Source organism: Pantoea sp. C2G6, from assembly GCF_051336815.1.
Lineage (GTDB): Bacteria > Pseudomonadota > Gammaproteobacteria > Enterobacterales > Enterobacteriaceae > Pantoea.
In genome coordinates this window covers 92430-115411 of sequence record NZ_JBGMNJ010000015.1, presented here as the reverse complement: position 1 = coordinate 115411, position 22982 = coordinate 92430, and the positions used below count along the sequence as shown (strand labels likewise).

The following is a 22982-nucleotide window of genomic DNA, read 5'->3' as shown; positions in this document are numbered from 1 at the left end:
ACAAGATGGAAAATGTGGTGATTATTGATGCGGTACGCACGCCAATGGGACGCTCAAAGGGCGGTGCCTTTCGTCATGTGCGCGCCGAAGACCTCTCTGCACACCTGATGCGCGAACTTCTGAGCCGCAACCCGGCGGTGGAACCCGCCTCGCTGGACGACATCGTCTGGGGCTGCGTCCAGCAGACGCTGGAGCAGGGATTTAATATCGCGCGTAACGCCGCGCTGCTGGCCGAAATCCCGCACGCGGTACCGGCCACTACCGTCAACCGGCTGTGTGGCTCCTCAATGCAGGCGCTGCACGATGCCGCCCGCGCCATTATGGTCGGCGACGCGCAGTGCTGCCTGATTGGTGGCGTAGAGCATATGGGCCACGTGCCGATGAACCACGGCGTCGACTTTCATCCTGGCCTGGGCCGCACCGTGGCGAAAGCCGCAGGCATGATGGGCTTAACCGCCGAGATGCTGGCGCGTATGCATCATATCAGCCGTGAACAGCAGGATGCCTTTGCCCTGCGTTCGCACCAGCGTGCCTGGCAGGCGACTCAGCGCGGTGACTTTGCCAGCGAGATTGTCGCCACCTACGGTCATGACAGTGACGGCGTTCTGAAACGCTATGACTTCGACGAAGTGATCCGCGAAGAGACCAGCGCCGAGGGGCTGGCCGCGCTGAAACCCGCCTTCGATCCGGTAAATGGCACCGTCACGGCGGGGACATCGTCGGCGTTGTCAGATGGCGCGGCGGCGATGCTGGTGATGAGTGAATCGCGCGCCCGTGAACTGGGGCTGACGCCACGCGCCCGCATCCGCAGCATGGCGGTGGTCGGTTGCGACCCTTCCATCATGGGCTACGGACCGGTTCCGGCCAGCAAGCTGGCGCTTAAACGCGCCGGGCTGAACATCAGCGATATTGAGGTGTTTGAACTGAATGAAGCCTTTGCAGCACAGACCCTGCCCTGCATCAAGGACTTAGGCTTGCTGGCGCAGCTGGATGAGAAGGTCAATCTGAATGGCGGCGCGATCGCCCTCGGCCATCCGCTGGGCTGTTCCGGCGCGCGCATCAGCACCACACTGCTGAATATCATGGAGCGGCGCGATGCCCGCTTTGGCCTCGCCACCATGTGCATCGGCCTGGGCCAGGGCATTGCCACCGTATTCGAGCGTCTGTAATACGTTGAGTCTTACTTTGTCAGATTTACCCGCCTGTGAGGGGCGGGTTTTTTCTCTCTGCTACGCGGCATCAGATAAAGGCAAAGGCATCGCCATACATCTGTGATTCCACCGCGCCACGCTCGGCACAGAAGCGATCGCGGGCGATCTTCGCCATTTCGAAACGTCCGGCGATATAGATCTCATGCTCGCTCAGCGTACTGAAATCCTGCATTACCGCCGTCAGCACCGTGCCTGACCGTCCCTGCCAGCCCGCTTCAGGCTGCTCAACCACCGGGATCACCTTCAGGTTAGGGTGCTTCACCGCCAGGGCATCCAGCTCATCCAGATCGTAGAGATGCTTGAGTTCACGTCCGCCCCAGTAGATGGCGATGTCGCGATCTGGCTGTTCCGCCAGCGCGGTGAGCAGGATAGAACGGGCATAGGAAAAACCGGTGCCGCCCGCAATCAGGATCAGCGGCTTGCTGCTCTCTTCGCGCAGCCAGGCATCACCGTGCGGCATATCAACCGTGATCTGACGATCGTTACGGATGCGATCCATCACCGCCATCGCGTAGAGATTGAGATCGGAGGCCCCGATATGCAGCTCAATAATATCTTTTTCCATCGGCGTTGAGGCCAGTGAGAACGGACGTTTATCACGCTCATCCATCACCACCATCAGATACTGTCCCGCGCGAAAGGTGAATTCCGCTTCCGGGATCAGGCGAACGCGATAGACCGTATCGGTAATCGCCTCAACTGAAGTTACTTTACAGCTTAACGTTGTCATGCGTTCCCTCTGTCGGGTCGTCTTTATGGTTGTGCTCGCCATCAACGCTGTGGCGGCTGATCAAAAATAGCTAACTCATCCCAGATGGCATCAATGCGCGCGGTGACCGCAGGATCTTTGACGATGGGCGTTCCCCATTCGCGCTGCGTTTCGCCCGGCCATTTGTTGGTCGCATCCATCCCCATCTTCGATCCCAGCCCGGAAACAGGCGAGGCGAAATCGAGATAATCGATCGGCGTGTTTTCCACCAGAACCGTGTCGCGTGCCGGGTCCATCCGCGTGGTGATCGCCCAGATCACATCGTTCCAGTCACGCGCATTAACATCATCGTCACACACAATAACAAATTTGGTGTACATGAACTGCCGCAGAAACGACCAGACGCCAAACATGACACGTTTGGCATGCCCTGCGTACTGCTTTTTAATCGTCACCACCGCCAGCCGGTAGGAGCAGCCTTCCGGTGGCAGATAGAAGTCGACAATCTCCGGGAACTGCTTAATCAGAATCGGTACCAGCACTTCATTCAGCGCCACCCCCAGCACCGCCGGTTCGTCAGGCGGACGGCCGGTGTAGGTGGAATGGTAGATAGCCTGATGGCGCTGGGTAATGTGCGTCACGGTAAAGACCGGGAAACTATCCACTTCATTGTAGTAGCCGGTGTGATCGCCGTAAGGTCCTTCCGGCGCCATATCGCCCGCTTCGATATAGCCTTCCAGCACAATCTCCGCGCTGGCGGGCACTTCGAGGTCGTTCGACAGGCACTTCACCACTTCAGTCTTGTTACCACGCAGCAAACCGGCGAAGGCATATTCTGACAGGGTATCGGGAACCGGTGTGACCGCGCCCAGGATGGTGGCCGGGTCAGCCCCCAGCGCCACCGAAACCGGGAACCGTTCGCCCGGATGCGCTTTGCTCCACTCCTGAAAGTCGAGCGCGCCGCCGCGATGTGACAGCCAGCGCATGATCAGCCGATTTTTGCCGATCACCTGCTGCCGGTAGATGCCGAGATTCTGCCGCTCTTTATGCGGGCCGCGCGTCACGGTCAGCCCCCAGGTAATCAGCGGCGCGGCATCGCCAGGCCAGCACTTCATCACCGGAATGCGCGTCAGATCGACCTCATCACCACTGAACACCACTTCCTGACAGGGAGCGTTGCGCAGGCGTTTGGTCGGCATGTTCAGCACCTGCTTAAACTGCGGCATCTTATCGAACAGGTCGCGGAAGCCTTTTGGCGGTTCCGGCTCTTTCAGGAATGCCAGCAGTTTACCGACGTCGCGCAGCGCGCTGACCTCCTCCTGGCCCATGCCCATGGCAACACGCTTTGGCGTGCCGAACAGGTTGCAGAGCACCGGCATATCGTACCCTTTCGGGTTTTCAAACAGCAGAGCGGGTCCGCCGGCACGCAGGGTGCGATCGGCAATTTCGGTCATTTCCAGTTCAGGATCGATCGACTGGGTAATGCGCTTTAACTCGCCGCGCTGTTCGAGCAGCGCGAGAAAGTCTCTTAAATCGTGATATTTCATGCGGCTTTAGCTTTCCGGCCAGAGTGAATCGGCCATTATAGGTCTGATTATGCGGATATGCTGAGGTTTATACGGCAACCTTATTCGCACTGAAAGGGCACCAGCGGCTGTAACGCGCGGGCATCGTAACAGGAGCGAATCGGCTCACCGTGACGAAACACTTTATAATCTTCGTTACGCACGCTGTGGTAGCGCAGCTGATTATCGCTGACATGCAGGAAGCTGCCCTCGCGCAGCGCAATCACTGACTCGGTGGGATTGACCGCGCAGAACTCCGCCAGCCGTTCGTCACGGGTTTCGCCCATATGACCGCTGACGCTGGCATCGAGATAGTGCGGGTTGATCTGCACCGGGAAGAGTCCCAGCGCGGGCAGCACCACGCTGCTGCGCACCGGCATATCATTGGTGGTGCGGATGGAGGGCGTGGCCACGTTACAGCCGGCGCTCCAGCCGACATAGGGCACCTGCCGCTCACGCACCGCGCGCTGAATCGCGACGATCAGATCCTGCTCATGCAGCATCTGATTAAGGAACCAGGTATTACCGCCGCTGACCAGAATCAGCTCTGCCTGGGCGATGGCCTCAGCAGGCGAGCTGAACGCCTGAACCGGCTCGACGTTAATCCCCAGAGAGGCGCTGAGCTCGGCGGCGCGCTGCTGCACATCACCCCGGATAATGGCATAAGGGACGAGTACCGCCGAACGGATGCCGCGCCGGGCGATCATCGCGTGCAGCTGCGGCTGCGCATATCCCAGCAGCGGGGCGTCATCCGCCAGCCTGCCATTGCTTAACAGAAAGAGTTCCATCAGAGGTCCTTTTAGCGGTGTCATGGCGATCGAGTCTGATACAGTGCAGTGGCGGACGTCAATTTCCAATCATCTTTTCTGCCGCCATCGGGCATCTTAGGAAAAGTCTCAGTTTATTTTCGCTGTGGCCCCCTTTACCCTGCCCGATGCGCTATAACTCTGGCAGCAGGTTTGCTATTCTTAGCGTCCATTCTATGGGAGCAGTTATGGAATCCTGGTACTTACTCTATTGCAAACGTGGACAGCTATTGCGCGCGAAGGAGCATCTGGAACGGCAGGAAGTCAATTGCCTCAGTCCAATGATCGCTCTGGAAAAGATCGTGCGCGGTAAACGCACCACCGTGAGTGAGCCCCTGTTTCCGAATTACCTGTTTATCGAGTTCGACCCGGAAGCGATCCACACCACCACCATCAGCAGCACGCGCGGCGTCAGCCACTTCGTGCGTTTCGGCACCACGCCGGCCACTGTCCCACCGTCGGTGATTGAAGCGCTGGAAACGGACGTGCCACAAATCCTGCTCGATCCTGAAACGCCACAAAGCGGCGATGAAGTGGTCATCACCGAAGGGACGTTTGAAGGACTGCGCGCCATTTTTTCTGAACCGGATGGCGAAACGCGCTCGATCCTGCTGCTTAATCTGCTGAACAAGCAGGTGATGCGCAGCGTCGATAACAAGCAGTTCCGTAAAGTTTAAGCCAGTCTGAACAATGTGCGCGCATTCTGATCGATGCGGGCCGCCAGCGCCTCCGTACTTTCGCCACGCCATGTCGCCACCTGATTCACAATATGCGGTAAAAAGCAGGGTTCGTTGCGGCGTGACGTCGGGCGCGGGCGCATATCGCGCGGCAGCAGATAAGGCGCATCGGTCTCCAGCAGCAGACGGTCAGCCGGGATCAGCGGCAACATCTCGCGCAGCTCAAGGCCACGGCGCTCATCACAGACCCAGCCGGTAATCCCCACGGATAATCCCATCGCCAGACAGGCTTCCAGTTCATCGCGCGTGCCGGTAAAGCAGTGGATCACCGCACCCGGCAGTTTTGGCAGCCAGGGGGCAAGCACCGCGGCGAAACGCGCATGGGCTTCGCGGCAGTGCAGAAAGACCGGCATATTCAGTTCCGCCGCCAGTGCCAGCTGGGCGTCGAACGCATACTCCTGCTGTTCATGGGCTGAGAGATTCCGATTAAAATCGAGCCCGCATTCGCCGATGGCGACCACTTCAGGCTTTTCCGCCAGACGGCGCAGGGTGCTGGCAATCTCCGTCGACCATTCGCTGGCGTGATGGGGATGGACGCCCGCCGTGGACCAGCAAAAGCCTGGCTGCGCTTCAGCCAGCCGCTGCGCCTGCTGGCTTTCCAGCGCATTGGTGCCGGTAATCAGCATGCCGGTGACGCCCGCATCACGCGCGCGTTTAACCACCTTTTGCCGGTCGGAGGCGAATTGCGTGCTGGTCAGGTTTACACCGATATCAAACATAATTTTTCCCACAGTTTATAAACAAAAACCGCCCATCAGGGCGGTTTGGATTGAACGCTTCCCGCCAGTGCGGGTAAAGCTGTCAGCCTCAGGTGTCGGTGTTCTGTTCCTCATCCTGCGCCCGGCGGCCTTTACCCACATAGTAACGGGAAAAGAATACGCCGACTTCAAACAGGCAGTACATCGGAATAGCGAGCAAAGTTTGGGAAAAAACATCCGGCGGTGTGAGCAGCATCCCAACCACAAAGGCCCCCACCAGAATATAGGGGCGCTTCTTTTTCAGATCGTCCGGGCTGGTGATCCCGGTCCAGCACAACAACACAATCGCCACCGGCACTTCAAACGCTACGCCAAACGCCATAAACAGCGTCATGACGAAATCGAGGTATTTGGTGATGTCGGTTGCCATGGTGACGCCGACCGGCGCGGTTTTAGTGAAAAAACCAAACGCCAGCGGAAAGACCACAAAGTAGGCAAACGCCACGCCGATATAAAACAGAAAGGTGCTGGAGAACAGCAGCGGCATGATCAATTTGCGTTCATGACGATAGAGCGCTGGCGCAATGAACGCCCAGACCTGATAGAGGATCACCGGCACCGCAAGAAACACCGACACAATAATCGTCAGTTTAATCGGGGTGAAAAACGGCGAAGCCACATCGGTGGCGATCATGCTGGAGCCGATCGGCATCTGCCGGATCAACGGGGACGCCACCAGTTGATAAATATCGTTGGCGAAGTAGACCAGCGCCACGAATATCACCAGCACGGCGATGATGCAGTTAAGCAGTCGCTTACGCAGCTCAATCAGATGACTGATGAGCGGTTGAGTATCTTCAACAGCCATTATCGTTCATCACTTACAGAAGAGGGAGGCGTGGATGGGCGCGCGGAAGTGGCGGACTCAGGCTTGCTGGCTGGTGCGGTGTCAGCGCTGGCCGGTGCCTGAGCGGGCGCGCTGGCGACGGCGGAGGCTGTCGCAGGCCCGGTGGCTGAAGCAGTGCCGCCAGAAACAGCCGGTGACTGAGCGGGGGCGCTGGCCTGATGCTCAGTGGTGGCCGGTGTCACAGGCTGTGGCACGCTTTCCGCAGCCGGATGCGGTTCCGGCTGACTCTGCGCCGGAGCGTGGTGTGGCGAGTGAATGGTGTTGGCTTCGTCTTCCTCTTTTTCAATGTCGATGCTCTCTTTAACCGAGCGCTTCATTGAATCCGCGGTTTTACGCAGCTCTTCCATTGACTCTTTCAGCTCTGGCGACAGCGTGCCCCGGCCCGCCTCTTCCACTTTTTTCAGGCTATCCTGCAATTCCTGGAGTTTCAGCTCCTGTGCCAGTTCGTTTTGCACATTGGCTGCCAGCGAACGAATCGCCCTGATCCAGCCGACAACGGTTTTCACCGCAACCGGCAGACGTTGCGGGCCGAGGACAATCAGCCCGATAACGAACACCAATACCAGTTCACTAAAACCAATATCGAACACGGTTTACACCTGCTTGTCGTTCTTAACGTCTTCTTTGGTCGCCGACGTCGGCTGTTTATCCGCCAGTGTTTTGGCGTTGAAGTCAGCGTCCTGCTCTTTCGGTTGATCCTTTTTATCGTCCTCATCGCCCATGGCTTTTTTGAAGCCGCGAATTGAGGAACCCAAATCTGAACCCAGATTACGTAATTTATTGGTACCGAACAGAAGTACAACAATCACGGCAATAATTAACAATTGCCAGATACTGATACCGCCCATGAGATAGCCTCTGATGATCTGTAAAAACGGAGAGGTAATGCCCCAGCCAGCCCTTGTTAGCCGGGCTTAGCCAGCGACATTACCCTGTTTTAGGCTGACGTGACAATCAGTTTGTCTTACGCCAGCCGATTAACCATGAAACGATGCCTGCCGCCATTAATACGGCGGGAAACAGGTCCCAGTCTGGTCGGGAGAGCAGCACGGCCGTCCCGCTTAACAGCAGGGTTGCCCCTACGCCAAACAGATAGCGCGCCTGATGATGCCGGGTGCGCTGCGCGTTGAGATCGCCGGCCAGTTTGTCAACGCTGTGCCGCAACAGTTTATGCTGACGCATGCTGTCGTAAAACAGCTCCGGCAGTTCGGGGAGCTTCTCGGCCCAGAACGGCGCTTTTTCTTTCACCGCGCGAATAATGGCGGGCAGACCGACCTGATCTTTAATCCACTCTTCCAGGAATGGCTTGGCGGTTTTCCACAGGTCGAGTTGCGGATAGAGCTGGCGGCCAATGCCTTCCACATAGAGCAGCGTTTTTTGCAGCAGCACCAGCTGCGGCTGCACTTCCATATTAAACCGGCGCGCGGTGTTAAACAGGTTAAGCAGCACATGGCCGAAAGAGATCTCAGCCAGCGGCTTCTCAAAAATCGGTTCACAGACGGTGCGAATCGCAAACTCAAAATCTTCCACGTTGGTATCGGGCGGCACCCAGCCGGAATCGACGTGCAGCTCGGCAACCTTGCGATAGTCGCGGTTAAAGAAGGCGATAAAGTTTTCCGCCAGATAGCGCTTATCTTCTTTGTTAAGCGACCCGACGATACCGCAGTCGATGCCGATATACTGGGGATCTTCCGGGTGCTCATAACTGACAAAGATGTTGCCCGGATGCATATCCGCATGGAAGAAGCTGTCGCGGAACACCTGGGTGAAGAAGACCTGCACGCCGCGCTCCGCCAGCAGCTTCATATTCACGCCATGTCGCTCCAGCGTGGCGACGTCCGAGATCGGAATGCCGTAAATCCGCTCCATCACCATCATGGTTTCGCTACAGTAATCGGAATAGACTTCCGGCACATAGAGCATCCGGCTGTCTTCAAAATTACGGCGCAGCTGGATGGCGTTGGCGGCTTCGCGCAACAGATTCAGCTCATCAAGCAGGGTTTTTTCGTAATCACGCACCACTTCCACCGGACGCAGACGGCGGCCATCCGGCAGCAGACGCGGCACCCAGCGCGCCAGGCGGTAGATCAGCTTCATGTCGGCGCGGATCACCGGCAAAATATCGGGGCGGATCACTTTGATCACCACTTTCTTGCCGTTCGACTTCAGCGTGGCGGTGTGAACCTGGGCGATAGAGGCCGAAGCCAGCGGTTTAATATCAAAATCATCAAACCAGGTCTCAATCGGCGCGCCCATCGAGGCTTCGATCTGCGCTTTGGCTTTTACACCATCAAAGGGAGCCACGCGGTCCTGAAGGATCGCCAGCTGATCGGCGATCATCGGCGGGAACAGGTCGCGCCGCGTCGACAGCATCTGACCAAACTTGATCCAGACCGGACCGAGCTGCTCCATCGCCATGCGCATCCGCGCGCCGGTCGGCTCATGCTGATGCAGATTGGGGATCCAGAAGATACAGCGACGCCACAGGCGAAGCGGAACAGTCAGGCGCGTATTGGGGATAAGTTCATCAAGGCCATAGGTTAAAAAGACCTTCATAATCAGATATAAGCGGCGGATCTCTCCAAAACTCATTTTGCCTCCAGCTGCGCCAGACGCGCATTCAGCGCCTCAAGCGAACGTTCCATCGCATCGACCTCCTCAGAAAACCAGGCTAATTCGAGCGAACCCGGCGCGACACGCCACTCTTCAGTCAGTGCCTGACCGAGATAATCCTGCCGACGCCCGACTTCGCCTTTTACCAGACGAACAGCCCGTTGTACGCCCTGACTGATACCCTGCGCCGCAATATCCCCGACCCAGGGTGCCAGATACTCCGCCGGATCCAGCTCGGCCAGATCCATCAGCGCGGAGAACTGCTGCACCACCTGCAAGTCACCCTCCACCTGCAACTCACCGCTGCGGATCAGCGGCGTCAGCTGCTGGCGGTCACGCAACTTCGGCAACGTTTTCAGCGAAGTAATGACGGTGCAGTCGCTGCTATCCTGCCACTCCGTCATCACATCCAGCTGCTGTTCGCTGAATACCAGCACCAGCGGATGAGACAGCTCGCTCAGGCGCAGCATCAGAACCTTGCCGGTCAGACGCTGACGCGCCGCCTTCAGGCCGCGATCGCGATACAACATGCGGTTCAGCGCCGTTTCCAGGCCCGCGGTAATCAAAGGCATCAGGTTCATCACCATCTCACTCAGAACTTAAATCCACGGTGTAAGGCCACAATGCCGCCGGTCATATTGGAGTAAGTGGTATTTTCAAAGCCGACATCGTTCATCATCGCCTTCAGGGTTTCCTGATCGGGATGCATGCGGATCGATTCGGCCAGATAGCGGTAGCTCTCTGCATCCTGTGCCACCAGCTGCCCGATACGCGGCAGAATGTGGAACGAGTAAGCGTCATAGGCTTTGCTCAGCGGATCCAGCACCGGTTTAGAGAACTCCAGCACCAGCAGACGTCCGCCCGGCTTCAGCACCCGGAACATAGAGGCCAGCGCCTTCTCTTTTTCCGTGACGTTGCGCAGGCCAAAGGAGATGGTAATGCAGTCGAAATAGTTATCCGGGAAAGGCAGGGCCTCGGCGTTGGCCTGCACGTAACTTACGTTACCCGCCACGCCCTGATTGCGCAGCTTTTCGCGGCCCATCTTCAGCATGGAGCTGTTGATGTCGGCCAGCACCACCTGCCCGGTTTCGCCCACCAGGCGAGAGAATTTAGCGGTGAGATCGCCGGTCCCACCGGCCAGATCCAGCACACGCTGACCGCGACGCACGCCGCTGCTGTCAATGGTAAAACGCTTCCAGATACGATGGACGCCAAACGACATCAGGTCGTTCATCAGGTCATATTTTGCCGCTACGGAGTGAAACACATCCGCGACTTTGTCAGCCTTTTCGCTTTTGGCGACCGTCTGAAAGCCAAAATGGGTAGTTTCCTGCTGTGATTCATCTGCCATCGGTTTTACCTGCTCCACAAACAATACTTCCCGAAGTGTATCAGAGTCACGGAAGTCAGGCACGCTGCGCCCATACTATTCGTGGAGGCGTCTCACACGCCTGTCACTCTCATCCACATCATTCTCCTCTTCCTGCTCCCCGGCAGAGAGAGAATCCGGCATCGCACGCTCTGCCAGTTGAGGATTAATCGGCCGCTTAATTTCTACCCCCAGCGCCCGGAACCCTTCGGTCTGAGCAATCAGATTACCGCGCCCCTCCGCCAGCTTTTTCATCGCTTCGCGGTAGCTGCTTTGCGCCTTGTCCAGACTCTGTCCAATGCCACTCATGTCATCGACAAACAGCCGCATCTTGTCATAGAGCCGGGTGGCGCGCTCTGCGATGCGCTGCGCATTGCGGCTTTGATGTTCATAGCGCCAGAGATTATTAATGGTACGCAACGCCACCAGCAGCGTGGTGGGGCTGACCAGCATGATATTTTGCTGTAACGCCTCGCCAATCAGCTCTGGCTGGCGGTCAATCGCCAGCAGAAACGCCGGTTCGACCGGGATGAACATCAACACATAATCCAGTGACCGTAAACCGGGCAATTGTTGATAATCTTTTCGGCTCAGCAGCCGGATGTGCGAACGTATCGCGCTGACATGCTCCTGAATCGCCTGCTCGCGCTCGATCTCATCATCCGCGTTGAAGTAGCGCTCGTAGGCCACCAGCGTCATTTTGGCGTCCACCACCACATCTTTTCCCTGCGGCAGACGCACAATCACATCCGGTTGCATCCTGCCCTGCTGCTCTGACTGAATGCTGACCTGGGTTTCATATTCGTAGCCTTCGCGCAGCCCCGAGGCTTCCAGCACCCGGCTCAGCACCACTTCGCCCCAGTTGCCCTGGATTTTGTTATCGCCTTTCAGCGCTTTGGTGAGGTTAAGCGCCTCCTGCGCCATCTGCGCATTGAGCTGCTGTAACTGACGAATTTCATGGGTCAGGGTGTGCCGTTCGCGCGCTTCCGCGCCAAAACTCTCATGCACCTGACGACGGAAGCCATCGAGCTGTTCGCGCAGCGGGCCTATCAGGCTGTCCAGACTCTGGCGGTTCTGCTCATCGACGCGGCGGCCGCTGTTTTCAAAAATACGGTTGGCGAGGTTTTCAAACTGGGCGCTGAGGCGTTGCTCACTGTTGGTCAGCAGGCGCTGCTTCTCTTCGGCGGCGAAGCGGGTCTCTTCAAGGCGGATGGTTACTTCACGCAGTTCTGCTTCCTGCGCGCTGTTGACCTCCAGCTGGTTGCGCAGTTCACGATTAAGCTGTTCGCTTTCATTGCGCCAGTAATCAAGTTGTTGCAGACGTTCATTGGCTCCGCTCAGCGCGCCGTGCAGCTGACGTAACTCCTGCTCACGCTGCTGTGCCTGCTGCTGGAGCTGTTCGAGCTGCTGCTGCTGGCGCTGCTGCGCCTCTTCCAGCAGACGGCGTTCGGTTAAGAAGCTGGCGACCTGATGCCCGGCACGTAATTGTGCCAGCATCCAGCCAATGCCCAGCCCGGCAAGCGCCAGGCAGACGCTGATGATGATGTGCTGATCCATGATTTCCCCGCGACTCATGCTGCTGAGGGAAAAGGTAGAGTCGCACTGTATGAATGTCCAGATAAATTTATCTGAACTCAGCAGCTTACCGCTCGGAGGCCTGCCCTCTTCCCGGCGGTCACGTCGCCATCAGAGGGCATCAACGAGGCAGCGTTCGCTGTTCTGGCTGGATGCAAGGGCATCGCGGACCGCGACACCCCGGCAGCAGGTTCTGGAGCGGGGAGTAACCTGCTGCCTGACGCCGCGTTACAGTAAACGACGCGCGGCTTCGACCACGATTTTCACGGCGTCGCTTTCTGTCTGTTTCATTGTCGCCGCGTCGGGGATCTCTTTCTGGGTACGGTTGACGATGACCCCGGCCACCATCCCGGCCCGCAGCCCTTGGCTGGCGCACATGGTTAACAGCGTAGCGGATTCCATCTCATAGTTGAGGACGCCCATCGCCTGCCACTCTTTCATCGATCCCTGGAAGCGATTTACCACGCGGCCTGAGAAGGTGTCGTAGCGCTCCTGGCCCGGATAGAAAGTGTCAGAAGAGGCCGTGATGCCGATGTGGGTCTTCGCGCCACAGGCTTCCGCGGCCGCCACCAGCGCGGTGGTGCAGGTAAAGTCAGCCACCGCCGGGAACTCCATCGGCGCAAAGTGCAGGCTGGCTCCATCCAGACGCACCGATGCGGTGGTGACCAGCACATCACCCACATTGATATGCGGCTGAATGGCGCCGGTGGTGCCCACACGCAGGAAAGTGCGCACGCCAAGCTGCGCCAGCTCTTCAACCGCGATGGAGGTCGAAGGACCGCCAATGCCGGTCGAGCAGACCACCACCGGTTTACCATCGAGCTTAGCCAGCCAGCTGGTGAATTCCCGGTGTGAGGCGAGATGCGTGGCATCTTCCATCAGTCCGGCAATCTTCTTCACACGCTCCGGGTCACCCGGCACAATCGCCAGGGTAGCGCCCTGGAGATCGGCTTTCGTCAGGCCAAGATGGAAAACGTCAGACTGTGTCATTTACAGACTCCTGTTATGGGAAGGTAGCGCGTCACTCTACGTCAGTGCGCCGGATAAATATGTGACAACATTCACTTAAGAAAATGAAAGTTACATTTTTCAGAATGGAAAGAGTGATTAATATCACACAATTACATCTCCTCTTCTCCCAGGATGACGGGCGGTGCTGTGTATGCGTCACCACAATGTTAAAGAGAGTGAGGAGAGTATTCGCTGATAACTCTGTTACCCCCACACCTGGCGCACAGACTATAGTTACGTGATTGCGCAATCGCTCGCACGGAGAGAATAATGAAAACCAGTGATAATATGGCACAAAAATCGGCGACCAACGGCTTTGCTCCTGCCGTGCAGCCCACCGCTTCCACCACCATCATCACCGACAGTCCGGCCATTCACTCAGGCGAGACCTCAGTGCCGAGCCAAGGCGAAAACATGCCCGCTTTCTACGCCAGACCCCAGTCTGCCAATGGCCCACTGCCGGTGGTGCTGGTGGTACAGGAAATTTTTGGTGTGCATGAGCATATCCGCGACATCTGCCGCCGTCTGGCGCTGGAAGGCTATCTGGCTATCGCCCCGGAACTCTATTTCCGCGAAGGCGATCCAACGGAGTATGACGATATTCCGACGCTGTTCAGCGAGCTGGTCAGCAAAGTGCCGGATACCCAGGTGCTGGCAGATCTGGACCACGCCGCAAACTGGGCGGCACGCAACGGCGGTGATATTCGTCGTATGGGCATTACCGGTTTCTGCTGGGGCGGTCGCATCAGCTGGCTCTATGCGGCACACAACCCACAGCTGCGCGCCGCGGCGGCCTGGTATGGACGGCTGACCGGTGAGAAAACGCTGAAGCAGCAGAAGCACCCGATCGATATTGCCGTCGATCTCAGCGCGCCGGTGCTCGGTTTATATGGCGGCCAGGATGACGGTATCCCGCTGGAGAGCGTCGAACTGATGCGCCAGGCGCTGCACGCGGCCAATGCCACCGCCGAGATCATCGTCTATCCCGACGCGGGCCATGCGTTTAACGCCGACTACCGTCCGAGCTACCATGCCGAATCCGCCCAGGATGGCTGGCAGCGGATGCTGGCCTGGTTCAGGCAGTATGGTGTGGCGTCTCAGTAAAAAAAAACAGGGCGCTGCTGAGCGCCCTGATCCTCTTTCCCCTGCGGCTCCGAACCGACTTACGCTGTCTCCCCGCGCAGCCGCTTCGCGGCCGTCACCATGTTCGCCAGCGCCTGACGGGTTTCCGTCCAGCCGCGCGTTTTCAGGCCGCAGTCCGGGTTAACCCACAGACGCTCCTGCGGGATGCGCTTCGCCGCTTTCTGCAACAGGGCTTCTATCCACTCAACGCTGGGTACGTTGGGCGAGTGAATATCATAGACGCCTGGCCCAATCTCATTCGGATACTCGAAATCTTTGAACGACTCCAGCAGCTCCATATCCGAACGCGAGGTTTCGATGGTGATCACATCGGCGTCCAGCGCCGCGATGGCGTCCATGATGTCGTTAAACTCGCAGTAACACATGTGGGTGTGGATCTGGGTTTCATCGCGCGCCACAGCGGCGTTGAGCCGGAAGGCATCCACCGCCCAGTTGAGATAGTCCGCCCACTCCGACTGGTGCAGCGGCAGACCTTCACGCAGTGCAGGCTCATCGATCTGAATAATCCCAATCCCGGCATTCTCCAGATCTTCCACTTCATCACGCAGTGCCAGCGCAATCTGCTTCGCGATGGTTTCACGGGAGACATCTTCGCGCGGGAATGACCAGCAGAGGATCGTCACTGGCCCGGTCAGCATCCCTTTGACCGGCTTGTCGGTCAGCGACTGGGCATATCTGGCCCATTCAACGGTAATCGCTTCCGGCCGGCTGACATCACCGATAATGACTGGCGGTTTGACGCAACGCGAGCCGTAGCTCTGTACCCAGCCATTCTGGGTGAAGACAAAACCATCCAGATGCTCGCCGAAGTACTCCACCATGTCGTTACGTTCCGCTTCGCCGTGAACCAGCACATCCAGCCCCAGACGCTCCTGCTCAATAATCGCCTGTTTGATATGCTCAGCGATGCCGGTGCGGTAGTGGTTGCTGTCAAGACGACCCTGTTTGAAGTCGAGGCGCAGGCCGCGGATTTCAGTGGTCTGCGGAAAAGAGCCGATGGTGGTGGTCGGCCAGGCAGGCAGGTTGAAACGCTGGCGCTGGGCGGCGGCCCGCACGCTGTAGACGCTCTGGCGCTGGCTATGCTGCGGCGTAATCGCCCGCAGGCGCTGGCTGACCGCCGCATTATGCACCCGGCTGGAGTGAGCGCGGGCGCGGATCGGCGCGCTCCAGGCTTCCAGTGACGCCGCATCGTTATGATTCAGCGCGTCACGCAGCAGCCGGAGTTCAGCACACTTCTGCAACGCGAAGGCGAACCAGCTTTTCACCTCATCATCCAGCCGGGTTTCGACGCTAAGATCGATCGGGCTGTGCAGCAGCGAACAGGAGGAGCCAATCCACAGCTGCTTACGCTTTGCGACCAGCGGTTGCAGCCGCTCAAACCAGCGGCTCAGATCGGCACGCCAGACGTTGCGACCGTTAATCACGCCCAGCGACAACAGCCAGCTTTCGGGCAGTTGCTGATTCAGCTGCTGAACATCATCCCGGCCATGCACCAGATCGACGTGCAGACCCTGTACCGGCAGCGCCCGGATTACCTCCAGATTCTGACCAATACTGTCAAAATAGGTGGTCAGCAGTAGCTTAACCTGCCCCTGAAGCGCCTCATACGCCGGTCTGAAGGCGGCGCGCCACGCTTCCGGCAGCTCCAGCGCCAGAGCCGGTTCATCAATCTGCACCCATTCAACGCCGCGCTTCGCCAGCTCTGCCAGCACCTGCTGATAGACCGGCAGGATCGCCGCCAGCAGCGTCAGGCGATCAAACGGCTCGCCTTTGACTTTACCCAGCCAGAGATAAGTCACCGGACCGAGCAATACAGGCTTGATACGATGGCCCAGCGCCAGCGCTTCATCCACTTCATCCAGCAGCTGGGTCCAGCTCAGGCGGAATGTCTGACCCTGAATAAACTCCGGCACCATGTAGTGATAGTTGGTGTTAAACCACTTGGTCATCTCCGCCGCCGCCGCCGGTTCACCGCTCGGCGCACGGCCACGTCCCACGCGGAACAGCGTATCGAGATCCACCGTCCCGGCCTGGTTCTGGTGCCGGGCGGGCACGTTGCCGAGCATCAGACTGGTGGTCAGCACATGATCGTACCAGGCGAAGTCGCCGACCGGCAGCAGATCGACGCCCGCCTCTTGCTGTTGCTGCCAGTGGCGCGCCCGCAGTTCGCGCCCCACTGCCAGCAGTTCCTGTTGGGTGCTGTTGCCCGCCCAGTAGCTCTCCTGAGCTTTTTTCAGTTCACGGCGCAGGCCAACACGGGGAAAGCCGAGGGTGTGGTTCAGGATAGTCATGTGCTGTTCTCCAGATAATCTTTCACTTTGGCTCTGATGGGCAGCCAAAGATGTTTAGCCGTCCAGATGTTTACACTGCTATAATCTGCGGGTAGTGTATGTTGCTCAAGCGCAATATGTTCATTTTCGATGTGAAGGACTCTCATGATCGAACTCAAGCACCTGCGGACGCTTCAGGCTCTGCGTAATACCGGTTCGCTGGCGGCGGCGGCGGCCCAGCTCCATCAGACCCAGTCGGCGTTGTCTCACCAGTTCAGCGATCTGGAACAGCGGCTGGGATTCCGCCTGTTCGTGCGTAAAAGTCAGCCGCTGCGCTTCACGCCGCAGGGCGATATTCTGCTGCAACTGGCCGAGCAGGTGCTGCCGCAGATCCAGCAGGCGCTACAGGCCTGTCATGAGCCGCAGCAGACCACGCTGCGGGTGGCGATTGAGTGTCATAGCTGTATTCAGTGGCTGACTCCGGCGCTGGACAAATTCCGCCAGAGCTGGCCGCAGGTGGTGATGGATTTTAAATCGGGCGTGACCTTTGATCCGCAGCCCGCCCTGCAACAGGGTGAGCTGGATGTGGTGCTGACCTCTGACATTCTGGCGCGCTCCGGTCTGTTCTACTCACCGATGTTTGATTTTGAAGTGCGGCTGGTGCTGGCGACCGATCATCCGCTGGCGCAGGTGGAGCATATTTCGCCGGAAGATTTAGCCGATGAGGTGTTGATGATCTATCCGGTGCAGCGTCAGCGTCTCGATATCTGGCGTCACTTTCTGCAACCGGCGGGTGTCAGTCCGGCGCTGAAGAGTGTGGATAATACCCTGCTGATGATTCAGATGGTCTCGGCGCGTATGGGCATCGCCGCCCTGCCGCACTGGGTGGTGGAGAGTTTTGAGAAGCAGGGGCTGGTGGTGACCCGGACACTGGGCCAGGGGCTGTGGAGCCGTCTCTACGCCGCGGTGCGCGAAGGTGAACAGCGTCAGCCGGTACTGGAAGCCTTTATCCGCTTTGCCCGCCAGCACGCCTGTGAGCATCTGCCTTTTGTGCGCGACGCGGCGCTTCCCGGTACGTTATTACAGCGCTAAGCGGGCGGGCACAAACCTGCGCGAACGGCGGCAAAATCCCCTATAATGCGCAGCCTGTCTGACTGACCATGAGAAGATCTCACCATGACTAACAACGATATTCTGCGCAGCGTGCGCTACATGCTCAACCTGAGCGATGCCAGAATGGTGGAGATTTTTGCGCTGGCGGAGTGTGAAGTTCCTGCGAGTGATATTCAGGCGTGGCTGAAAAAAGATGACGATGCCGCGTTCCGTCCCTGCCCTGATGTGCTGATGGGCTATTTTCTCAATGGCCTGATCTTTTATCGCCGTGGGAAAAGTGAAGATGCGCCAGCGCCGTCGATTGAGCGCAAGATGACCAATAACATCTTCATGAAGAAACTGCGTATCGCCTTCGATCTGAAAACCACCGACATTCCCGATGTACTGAAACGCGCCAATTTTACCGTTTCCCAGGCGGAAATTGGTGCGATTTTCCGCAAACCCGACCATAAAAACTACCGCGAGTGTGGCGACCAGATTCTGCGTAACTTCCTGAAAGGGCTGGCGATGATCCAGCGGCCTAAAAGCGAAAAGCCGGCTTAAGTTCTGTTGCTGATCGTTGCGAGCCCCTGGCTGGTCAGAGGTGGAGCGTGGACTTGCAAAGAGAGCCGGCCTCCCTCTGGTCCGGCCTCGCCATCGCTGGTACGTACGCTTTGCTCCTCTGCTGTGCCACCTCTTTCCCTCAGTTTCCTCATGGCTTTTTAAGACACCAGCGCCAGGCCAGCATCAGAGAGCAAAAGTGGGCCACGATGCAGATCGCCCGTTGCAGGGACAAAAACACCAGGAACGGTTATGAATCACAAGGTAAGATCGCTCCATGGTCATACTCTCCGCCATGAAGTGGGTGGTTTATCTCTCAGCTCTGCATCTCCTCATTTTAAGCCCATTCGGTTGAGGTTCTGCTAAAGAGTGTCAGGGTAAATCAGATATGGCACCGGGCTCGTTGATTAGTCTTTTTTCTGCTGATTGTCACCCACCGGCCGACTCCAGTCGTCGTCATATTTAATATTTCCCTCAATGTAAAACCACTCAATCCCTGCATAGGACATAGAGATATTTTCCATCATTCCAGGGGTTTGTGAGCCGGGCATAAAAGCGTGAACGGCGCTGACAGACATAATTACAATGCGGTTAAGCGTAATACGGTAAATTTCGTACTCAATACCCGCTTCGTTAATATCGTAATAATGGATAACCGCTTTTCTCAGACACCTTCCCTGACAGGCAGCATCGGCAAAAAATGGCGATGTTTTATCAATCTGTTTATGCAGAGAAAATGGAGCATGCTGGCGAGCGCCCATAAGCTTGCCAGTACTTGAGCATGTTTTCTGGCAGACACTATAACCACTGTTCATTATCTCAATAGCGCCCTCGCGGCCCAGAGCCATACAGCTTCCTTTAATGTGATTACCGTTTTCATCATAAACGTACATATAGGCGGGTAGAGACATTTTTTATTCCTTGTAAGTGCTCTTGACGTTCCAGTCAGTGTCTATAAAAAAAACGTAGCGATAATTTTTATTATTTAGCGTGTATGACACGCCGTAAGTGTAACCGGGTATCAGTGACAGATTTCGACAGGAATCCGGGTAGGAAAAGGTGACATCTTTATCTTCTGAAAACTCTTTATAAACACCATTCTGTACTGATGAAATGCTAAAACGGCTTAAAGAATCGGTTTTATCCATCGAGAAGCAAACGCGGTTTTTAGTGATGTGTATCGCGCGCCAGGGTGCCGCGCGATCTCCGACTCCGCAACCCATAAGGATAAAAAACAAGGGAAACAGGATAAGAAACTTGCTCATTGAGGAAAGCTCCCCAGCACTTTCTTATAGCGTGCCAGCAGATTTATCGTTGGTTCTGAAGGGTCATAATTTTTAAGTCGGTAGAGGTCGCTGCGATTATTAAAGCCATAGGTTTTAAGTAACCAGTAGTCGCTGACAATACACGCCTGATTTTCTATGCCGTAATCCATGAGAGTCTGTTTATTGAGTTCGTAGTGATAATCTACGGCCCACGAGAAAGCACCGCGGGTTCTGACCATCATCCCGCGCTGATGCTGCCAGACATGCATCATTTCATGCAGGAAAAGATGCTGGCCGCCAATACGATCTAATACCCGGTGAGGTTGAGAAAAGTCAGGTTCATATACCCCTTCCTGAAAATACATTTCACCGTCAGGGGTCATCGCATAATTGTTAGCTTGCATGTTGAAAGGCAGGTAACTGGACCGATGCACCCAAACATCGCTATAGCGGATGCTGAAACTATAGAGTGTACGTGCCAGGTTGATCTCTCCTAATGTCAGAAGACGTACTCCTCCCCTGACAATGTCATTTATTTCCCTATAGCTCATACTCTCCTCGTATGTGCTCTCTCTCCTGAGAAGATTAATCTTCCTCTTTACCTGGTTAAAAATCAAACAATAGTTGTCTGGTACTTTGCCCCGGGCAGACCAGAAAATGGGCGCAGAGCGATCAGCATCCTGGCTTTCAGCCCTTGAAATAAGCTCGATGATACCGTCAAGCCTCCAGGGCTGGCGCGCCTGAAGAGCGAATCTTCCGGGCCAGGGATGGTCCGGCCGATCTACAGAAATGTGAAATCTCTCCGCGATCGGCCGCGCCAGACCGGGAGGCCGCACTCCTGTTACAGCCTCTGCTTATGACCGGTCACTGCGCCCCACCACCCAGCGCCTGTGCACCCACAGCGAGGCGAAGATCACCAGCGCACCCGCGATAAAGCTCGGCCAGTGCGGTTTCTCCTGCCAGATCGCCAGATTCACCAGCAGCCCGGCGGGCACGTGCATGTTATTCATAATACCCAGTGTGCCGGCATCGACCTGGGTCGCTCCGTAGTTCCACATAAAATAGCCGAGCCCTGACGCCGCCACTCCCAGCCAGACCAGAACGCCCCACTGCAATGAGGTGGTCGGTAACTTCTGTGGATTTCCCCAGACACCCCAAGCAATAACCGCAATCAATACCGCGCCCAGATAAAACCAGGAAAACGCCGTGTGCTGCGGCATCGGCCGGGTCTCCTGCAAACGCTTATAGCCCACCATCCCGGCGGCGAAGCAGATATTTGCCAGCTGCACTAACAGCAATCCAAACCAGAAATTGTCGCTGACTTTGTCATAACGAATAATGGCCGCCCCGCCGACCGCCAGCAGCGCACTGAAGATATAGCCAATACGAAGCGGACGGCGGCTGATCAGATCATAAATCAGCGTGACATAGAGCGGCGTCATCACCGTAAACAGCAGGAATTCCGACACGCTCAGGTAGAGATAAGCCTCAAAGCTCAGCAGATACATCACCCCTAACTGCAATGTCCCCACCAGCATGTAGAGCAGCAGCGTTGAAGGACGATAGCCACGCCAGCGCAAAAAGGGTAGAAAGACCAGGGCAGCCAGTCCCAGTCGCATCAGCACGGAAAACCAGCTATCCACCTGCCCCGCAAGGTATTCGCCAATCAGACTAAACGAAAAGGCCCAGAGAATGGTGGTAACGATCAATAAGAACACGGTAACGACCCCGAAATGAACAGGCCGTCAGTGTAAACAATGTGCCGCTATCAGGCTGCGAAATCTGGTTGACATCTGGTTACTGACCAGGCAATCAGACTGGCCGCAGATGCGGTAACCGCAGACTGATATAAATACCGTTTGAAGGGGTTTTCAGCCAGATAAAATGCGCGAAATAAACCATCCAATGATCACTTTCGCTCCATATTGTAATAAAACTGTAACAAATGTGTCATTCATCACAGTAACGTTGCGCAACTACCACTATCCTTTGCGCGAAATGGAACATCACACCGCCATTTTATCTTGCCTTTTTCTTGCCCCAACCTGCTGGGAATGTAAAACCATAATGCGCCCTGGAGGGCCTCACTCATGTTGAGTATTTTTAAACCTGCACCACGCCAGGCGCAGGTAGCAGAGGATCGCGTCGATCCTCTCTACCGTCGTCTGCGCTGGCAAATTTTCATCGGGATCTTTTTTGGTTACGCGGCCTACTACCTGGTCCGTAAAAACTTCGCGCTCGCCATGCCTTATCTGGTCGAGCAGGGCTTCTCCCGTGGCGACCTCGGTTTTGCCCTGTCGGGCATCTCCATTGCCTACGGCTTTTCAAAGTTCATCATGGGCTCGGTCTCTGACCGATCTAACCCGCGGGTCTTTTTACCGGCTGGCCTGATTCTGGCTGCCACGGTGATGCTGATTATGGGGTTCGTTCCCTGGGCGACCTCCAGCATCATGGTGATGTTCGTGCTGCTGTTTATCTGCGGCTGGTTCCAGGGCATGGGCTGGCCGCCGTGTGGCCGGACGATGGTGCACTGGTGGTCACAGAAGGAGCGCGGCAGGATTGTCTCGGTGTGGAACTGCGCCCATAACGTCGGCGGCGGCATCCCGCCACTGCTGTTCCTGCTCGGTATGGCGTGGTTTAACGACTGGAAAGCGGCGCTCTACATGCCTGCTTTTGGGGCGATTGCCATTGCGATTCTGGCCTTTGCGCTGATGCGCGACACGCCGCAATCCTGTGGTCTGCCACCGATTGAAGAGTACAAAAATGACTATCCGCGCGACTACGATGCCAGCCACGAAGAGGAGCTGACCGCGAAGCAGATCTTCATGAAATATGTGCTGCCGAACAAGCTGCTGTGGTACATCGCGCTGGCTAACGTCTTTGTCTATCTGCTGCGCTACGGCATCCTCGACTGGTCACCGACCTACCTGAAAGAGGTGAAGCACTTCACGCTGGATAAGTCGTCGTGGGCCTACTTCCTGTATGAATATGCGGGAATACCAGGCACGCTGCTGTGCGGCTGGATGTCGGACAAAGTATTCCGGGGTAATCGCGGCGCGACCGGGGTCTTCTTTATGACGCTGGTGACGATTGCGACCGTGGTTTACTGGCTCAACCCGGCGGGCAATCCGGGCGTTGATATGGCCTGTATGATCGTGATTGGCTTCCTGATCTACGGCCCGGTGATGCTGATTGGTCTGCACGCGCTGGAACTGGCACCGAAGAAAGCGGCAGGAACCGCAGCGGGCTTTACCGGCCTGTTCGGCTACCTGGGCGGCTCGGTCGCGGCCAGCGCCATTGTCGGCTACACCGTGGATTACTTCGGCTGGGACGGCGGTTTCCTGGTGATGATTGTCGGCTGCGTGCTGGCGGTGATCCTGCTGTTACTGACCATGGTCAGTGAACACAAGCACAAACAGAACCTCGCCGGATAGCCATCAAATAACCCGC

General features: G+C 56.8%; 23 protein-coding genes. 6 read left to right on the top strand and 17 right to left on the bottom strand.

Features of this window, described 5'->3' with window-relative positions:
• Positions 1–5 precede the first annotated feature (5 nt).
• Positions 6–1169 (top strand): acetyl-CoA C-acyltransferase FadA, encoded by a 1164-nt coding sequence (gene fadA / locus ACCW71_RS17485; RefSeq protein ID WP_436373548.1) that lies wholly within the window; start codon positions 6–8, stop codon positions 1167–1169.
• A 70-nt stretch (positions 1170–1239) separates the two neighbouring features.
• On the opposite strand, the gene fre is transcribed toward fadA, so the two are convergent.
• The 3 genes from fre to pepE all read right to left on the bottom strand — a co-directional run bounded on the left by fre (position 1240) and on the right by pepE (position 4273).
• The gene (gene fre / locus ACCW71_RS17480; protein ID WP_436373547.1) at positions 1240–1941 is read right to left on the bottom strand and encodes an NAD(P)H-flavin reductase; all 702 of its coding nucleotides are present in this window, start codon (positions 1939–1941) and stop codon (positions 1240–1242) included.
• Positions 1942–1982: 41 nt separating this feature from the next.
• Positions 1983–3467 (bottom strand): 4-hydroxy-3-polyprenylbenzoate decarboxylase, encoded by a 1485-nt coding sequence (gene ubiD / locus ACCW71_RS17475; RefSeq protein ID WP_436373545.1) that lies wholly within the window; start codon positions 3465–3467, stop codon positions 1983–1985.
• A gap of 80 nt (positions 3468–3547) precedes the next feature.
• Positions 3548–4273 carry a dipeptidase PepE gene (gene pepE, locus ACCW71_RS17470; protein ID WP_436373544.1) on the bottom strand — a complete coding sequence of 242 codons (726 nt, stop codon included), beginning with the start codon at positions 4271–4273 and terminating at the stop codon, positions 3548–3550.
• 206 nt (positions 4274–4479) lie between these two features.
• Here pepE and rfaH point away from each other — a divergent pair, with 206 nt between their 5' ends.
• The gene (gene rfaH, locus ACCW71_RS17465; protein ID WP_436373542.1) at positions 4480–4968 is read left to right on the top strand and encodes a transcription/translation regulatory transformer protein RfaH; all 489 of its coding nucleotides are present in this window, start codon (positions 4480–4482) and stop codon (positions 4966–4968) included.
• Here the strand turns inward: rfaH and tatD are convergent.
• The 9 genes from tatD to udp all read right to left on the bottom strand — a co-directional run bounded on the left by tatD (position 4965) and on the right by udp (position 13180).
• On the bottom strand, positions 4965–5747 hold the full coding sequence (tatD, locus tag ACCW71_RS17460; RefSeq protein ID WP_436373540.1) for a 3'-5' ssDNA/RNA exonuclease TatD: 783 nt from the start codon (positions 5745–5747) through the stop codon (positions 4965–4967). The genes rfaH and tatD overlap by 4 nt on opposite strands.
• Positions 5748–5835: 88 nt before the next feature.
• Positions 5836–6594 (bottom strand): Sec-independent protein translocase subunit TatC, encoded by a 759-nt coding sequence (tatC, locus tag ACCW71_RS17455; RefSeq protein ID WP_436373538.1) that lies wholly within the window; start codon positions 6592–6594, stop codon positions 5836–5838.
• Positions 6594–7223: a Sec-independent protein translocase protein TatB gene (gene tatB, locus ACCW71_RS17450; protein ID WP_436373536.1), complete on the bottom strand. Its 630-nt coding sequence runs from the start codon at positions 7221–7223 to the stop codon at positions 6594–6596. Before tatB ends, tatC begins: the two co-directional genes overlap by 1 nt.
• A gap of 3 nt (positions 7224–7226) precedes the next feature.
• Positions 7227–7481, bottom strand: a complete 255-nt coding sequence (gene tatA / locus ACCW71_RS17445) for a twin-arginine translocase TatA/TatE family subunit (RefSeq protein WP_436373535.1) — start codon at positions 7479–7481, stop codon at positions 7227–7229.
• A gap of 106 nt (positions 7482–7587) precedes the next feature.
• A complete protein-coding gene (gene ubiB, locus ACCW71_RS17440; RefSeq protein WP_436373533.1) occupies positions 7588–9225 on the bottom strand; it encodes a ubiquinone biosynthesis regulatory protein kinase UbiB in 1638 nt (545 codons plus the stop codon).
• Entirely contained in the window at positions 9222–9827 is a 606-nt protein-coding gene (ubiJ, locus tag ACCW71_RS17435; protein ID WP_436373532.1) for a ubiquinone biosynthesis protein UbiJ, read from the bottom strand. Before ubiJ ends, ubiB begins: the two co-directional genes overlap by 4 nt.
• 11 nt (positions 9828–9838) lie before the next feature.
• Positions 9839–10597 (bottom strand): bifunctional demethylmenaquinone methyltransferase/2-methoxy-6-polyprenyl-1,4-benzoquinol methylase UbiE, encoded by a 759-nt coding sequence (ubiE, locus tag ACCW71_RS17430; protein WP_436373530.1) that lies wholly within the window; start codon positions 10595–10597, stop codon positions 9839–9841.
• 75 nt (positions 10598–10672) lie between these two features.
• Entirely contained in the window at positions 10673–12172 is a 1500-nt protein-coding gene (rmuC, locus tag ACCW71_RS17425; protein WP_436373528.1) for a DNA recombination protein RmuC, read from the bottom strand.
• A gap of 246 nt (positions 12173–12418) precedes the next feature.
• Positions 12419–13180, bottom strand: a complete 762-nt coding sequence (gene udp, locus ACCW71_RS17420; RefSeq protein ID WP_436373526.1) for a uridine phosphorylase — start codon at positions 13178–13180, stop codon at positions 12419–12421.
• Between the two features lie 291 nt (positions 13181–13471).
• Between udp and ACCW71_RS17415 the strand changes: the two genes are divergently transcribed.
• Positions 13472–14305, top strand: a complete 834-nt coding sequence (locus ACCW71_RS17415; RefSeq protein WP_436373525.1) for a dienelactone hydrolase family protein — start codon at positions 13472–13474, stop codon at positions 14303–14305.
• A gap of 59 nt (positions 14306–14364) precedes the next feature.
• On the opposite strand, the gene metE is transcribed toward ACCW71_RS17415, so the two are convergent.
• On the bottom strand, positions 14365–16635 hold the full coding sequence (metE, locus tag ACCW71_RS17410) for a 5-methyltetrahydropteroyltriglutamate--homocysteine S-methyltransferase (RefSeq protein ID WP_436373524.1): 2271 nt from the start codon (positions 16633–16635) through the stop codon (positions 14365–14367).
• A gap of 144 nt (positions 16636–16779) precedes the next feature.
• Here metE and metR point away from each other — a divergent pair, with 144 nt between their 5' ends.
• Positions 16780–17706, top strand: coding sequence for an HTH-type transcriptional regulator MetR (gene metR, locus ACCW71_RS17405; RefSeq protein WP_436373522.1), 927 nt, complete (start codon positions 16780–16782; stop codon positions 17704–17706).
• A gap of 84 nt (positions 17707–17790) precedes the next feature.
• Entirely contained in the window at positions 17791–18270 is a 480-nt protein-coding gene (locus ACCW71_RS17400) for a DUF1456 family protein (protein ID WP_436373521.1), read from the top strand.
• A gap of 404 nt (positions 18271–18674) precedes the next feature.
• Here ACCW71_RS17400 and ACCW71_RS17395 read toward each other — a convergent pair whose 3' ends face one another.
• The 4 genes from ACCW71_RS17395 to ACCW71_RS17380 all read right to left on the bottom strand — a co-directional run bounded on the left by ACCW71_RS17395 (position 18675) and on the right by ACCW71_RS17380 (position 21250).
• Entirely contained in the window at positions 18675–19178 is a 504-nt protein-coding gene (locus tag ACCW71_RS17395) for an Hcp family type VI secretion system effector (RefSeq protein WP_436373519.1), read from the bottom strand.
• A gap of 3 nt (positions 19179–19181) precedes the next feature.
• Positions 19182–19532: a putative T6SS immunity periplasmic lipoprotein gene (locus ACCW71_RS17390; RefSeq protein WP_436373517.1), complete on the bottom strand. Its 351-nt coding sequence runs from the start codon at positions 19530–19532 to the stop codon at positions 19182–19184.
• Positions 19529–20083: a type IV secretion protein Rhs gene (locus ACCW71_RS17385; RefSeq protein WP_436373515.1), complete on the bottom strand. Its 555-nt coding sequence runs from the start codon at positions 20081–20083 to the stop codon at positions 19529–19531. The genes ACCW71_RS17390 and ACCW71_RS17385 overlap by 4 nt, the downstream gene beginning before the upstream one ends.
• 303 nt (positions 20084–20386) lie before the next feature.
• Complete coding sequence (locus tag ACCW71_RS17380) at positions 20387–21250, bottom strand: carboxylate/amino acid/amine transporter (protein WP_436373513.1); 864 nt, start codon at positions 21248–21250, stop codon at positions 20387–20389.
• 372 nt (positions 21251–21622) lie between these two features.
• Between ACCW71_RS17380 and glpT the strand changes: the two genes are divergently transcribed.
• A complete protein-coding gene (gene glpT, locus ACCW71_RS17375; protein WP_436373512.1) occupies positions 21623–22966 on the top strand; it encodes a glycerol-3-phosphate transporter in 1344 nt (447 codons plus the stop codon).
• Positions 22967–22982 lie beyond the last annotated feature (16 nt).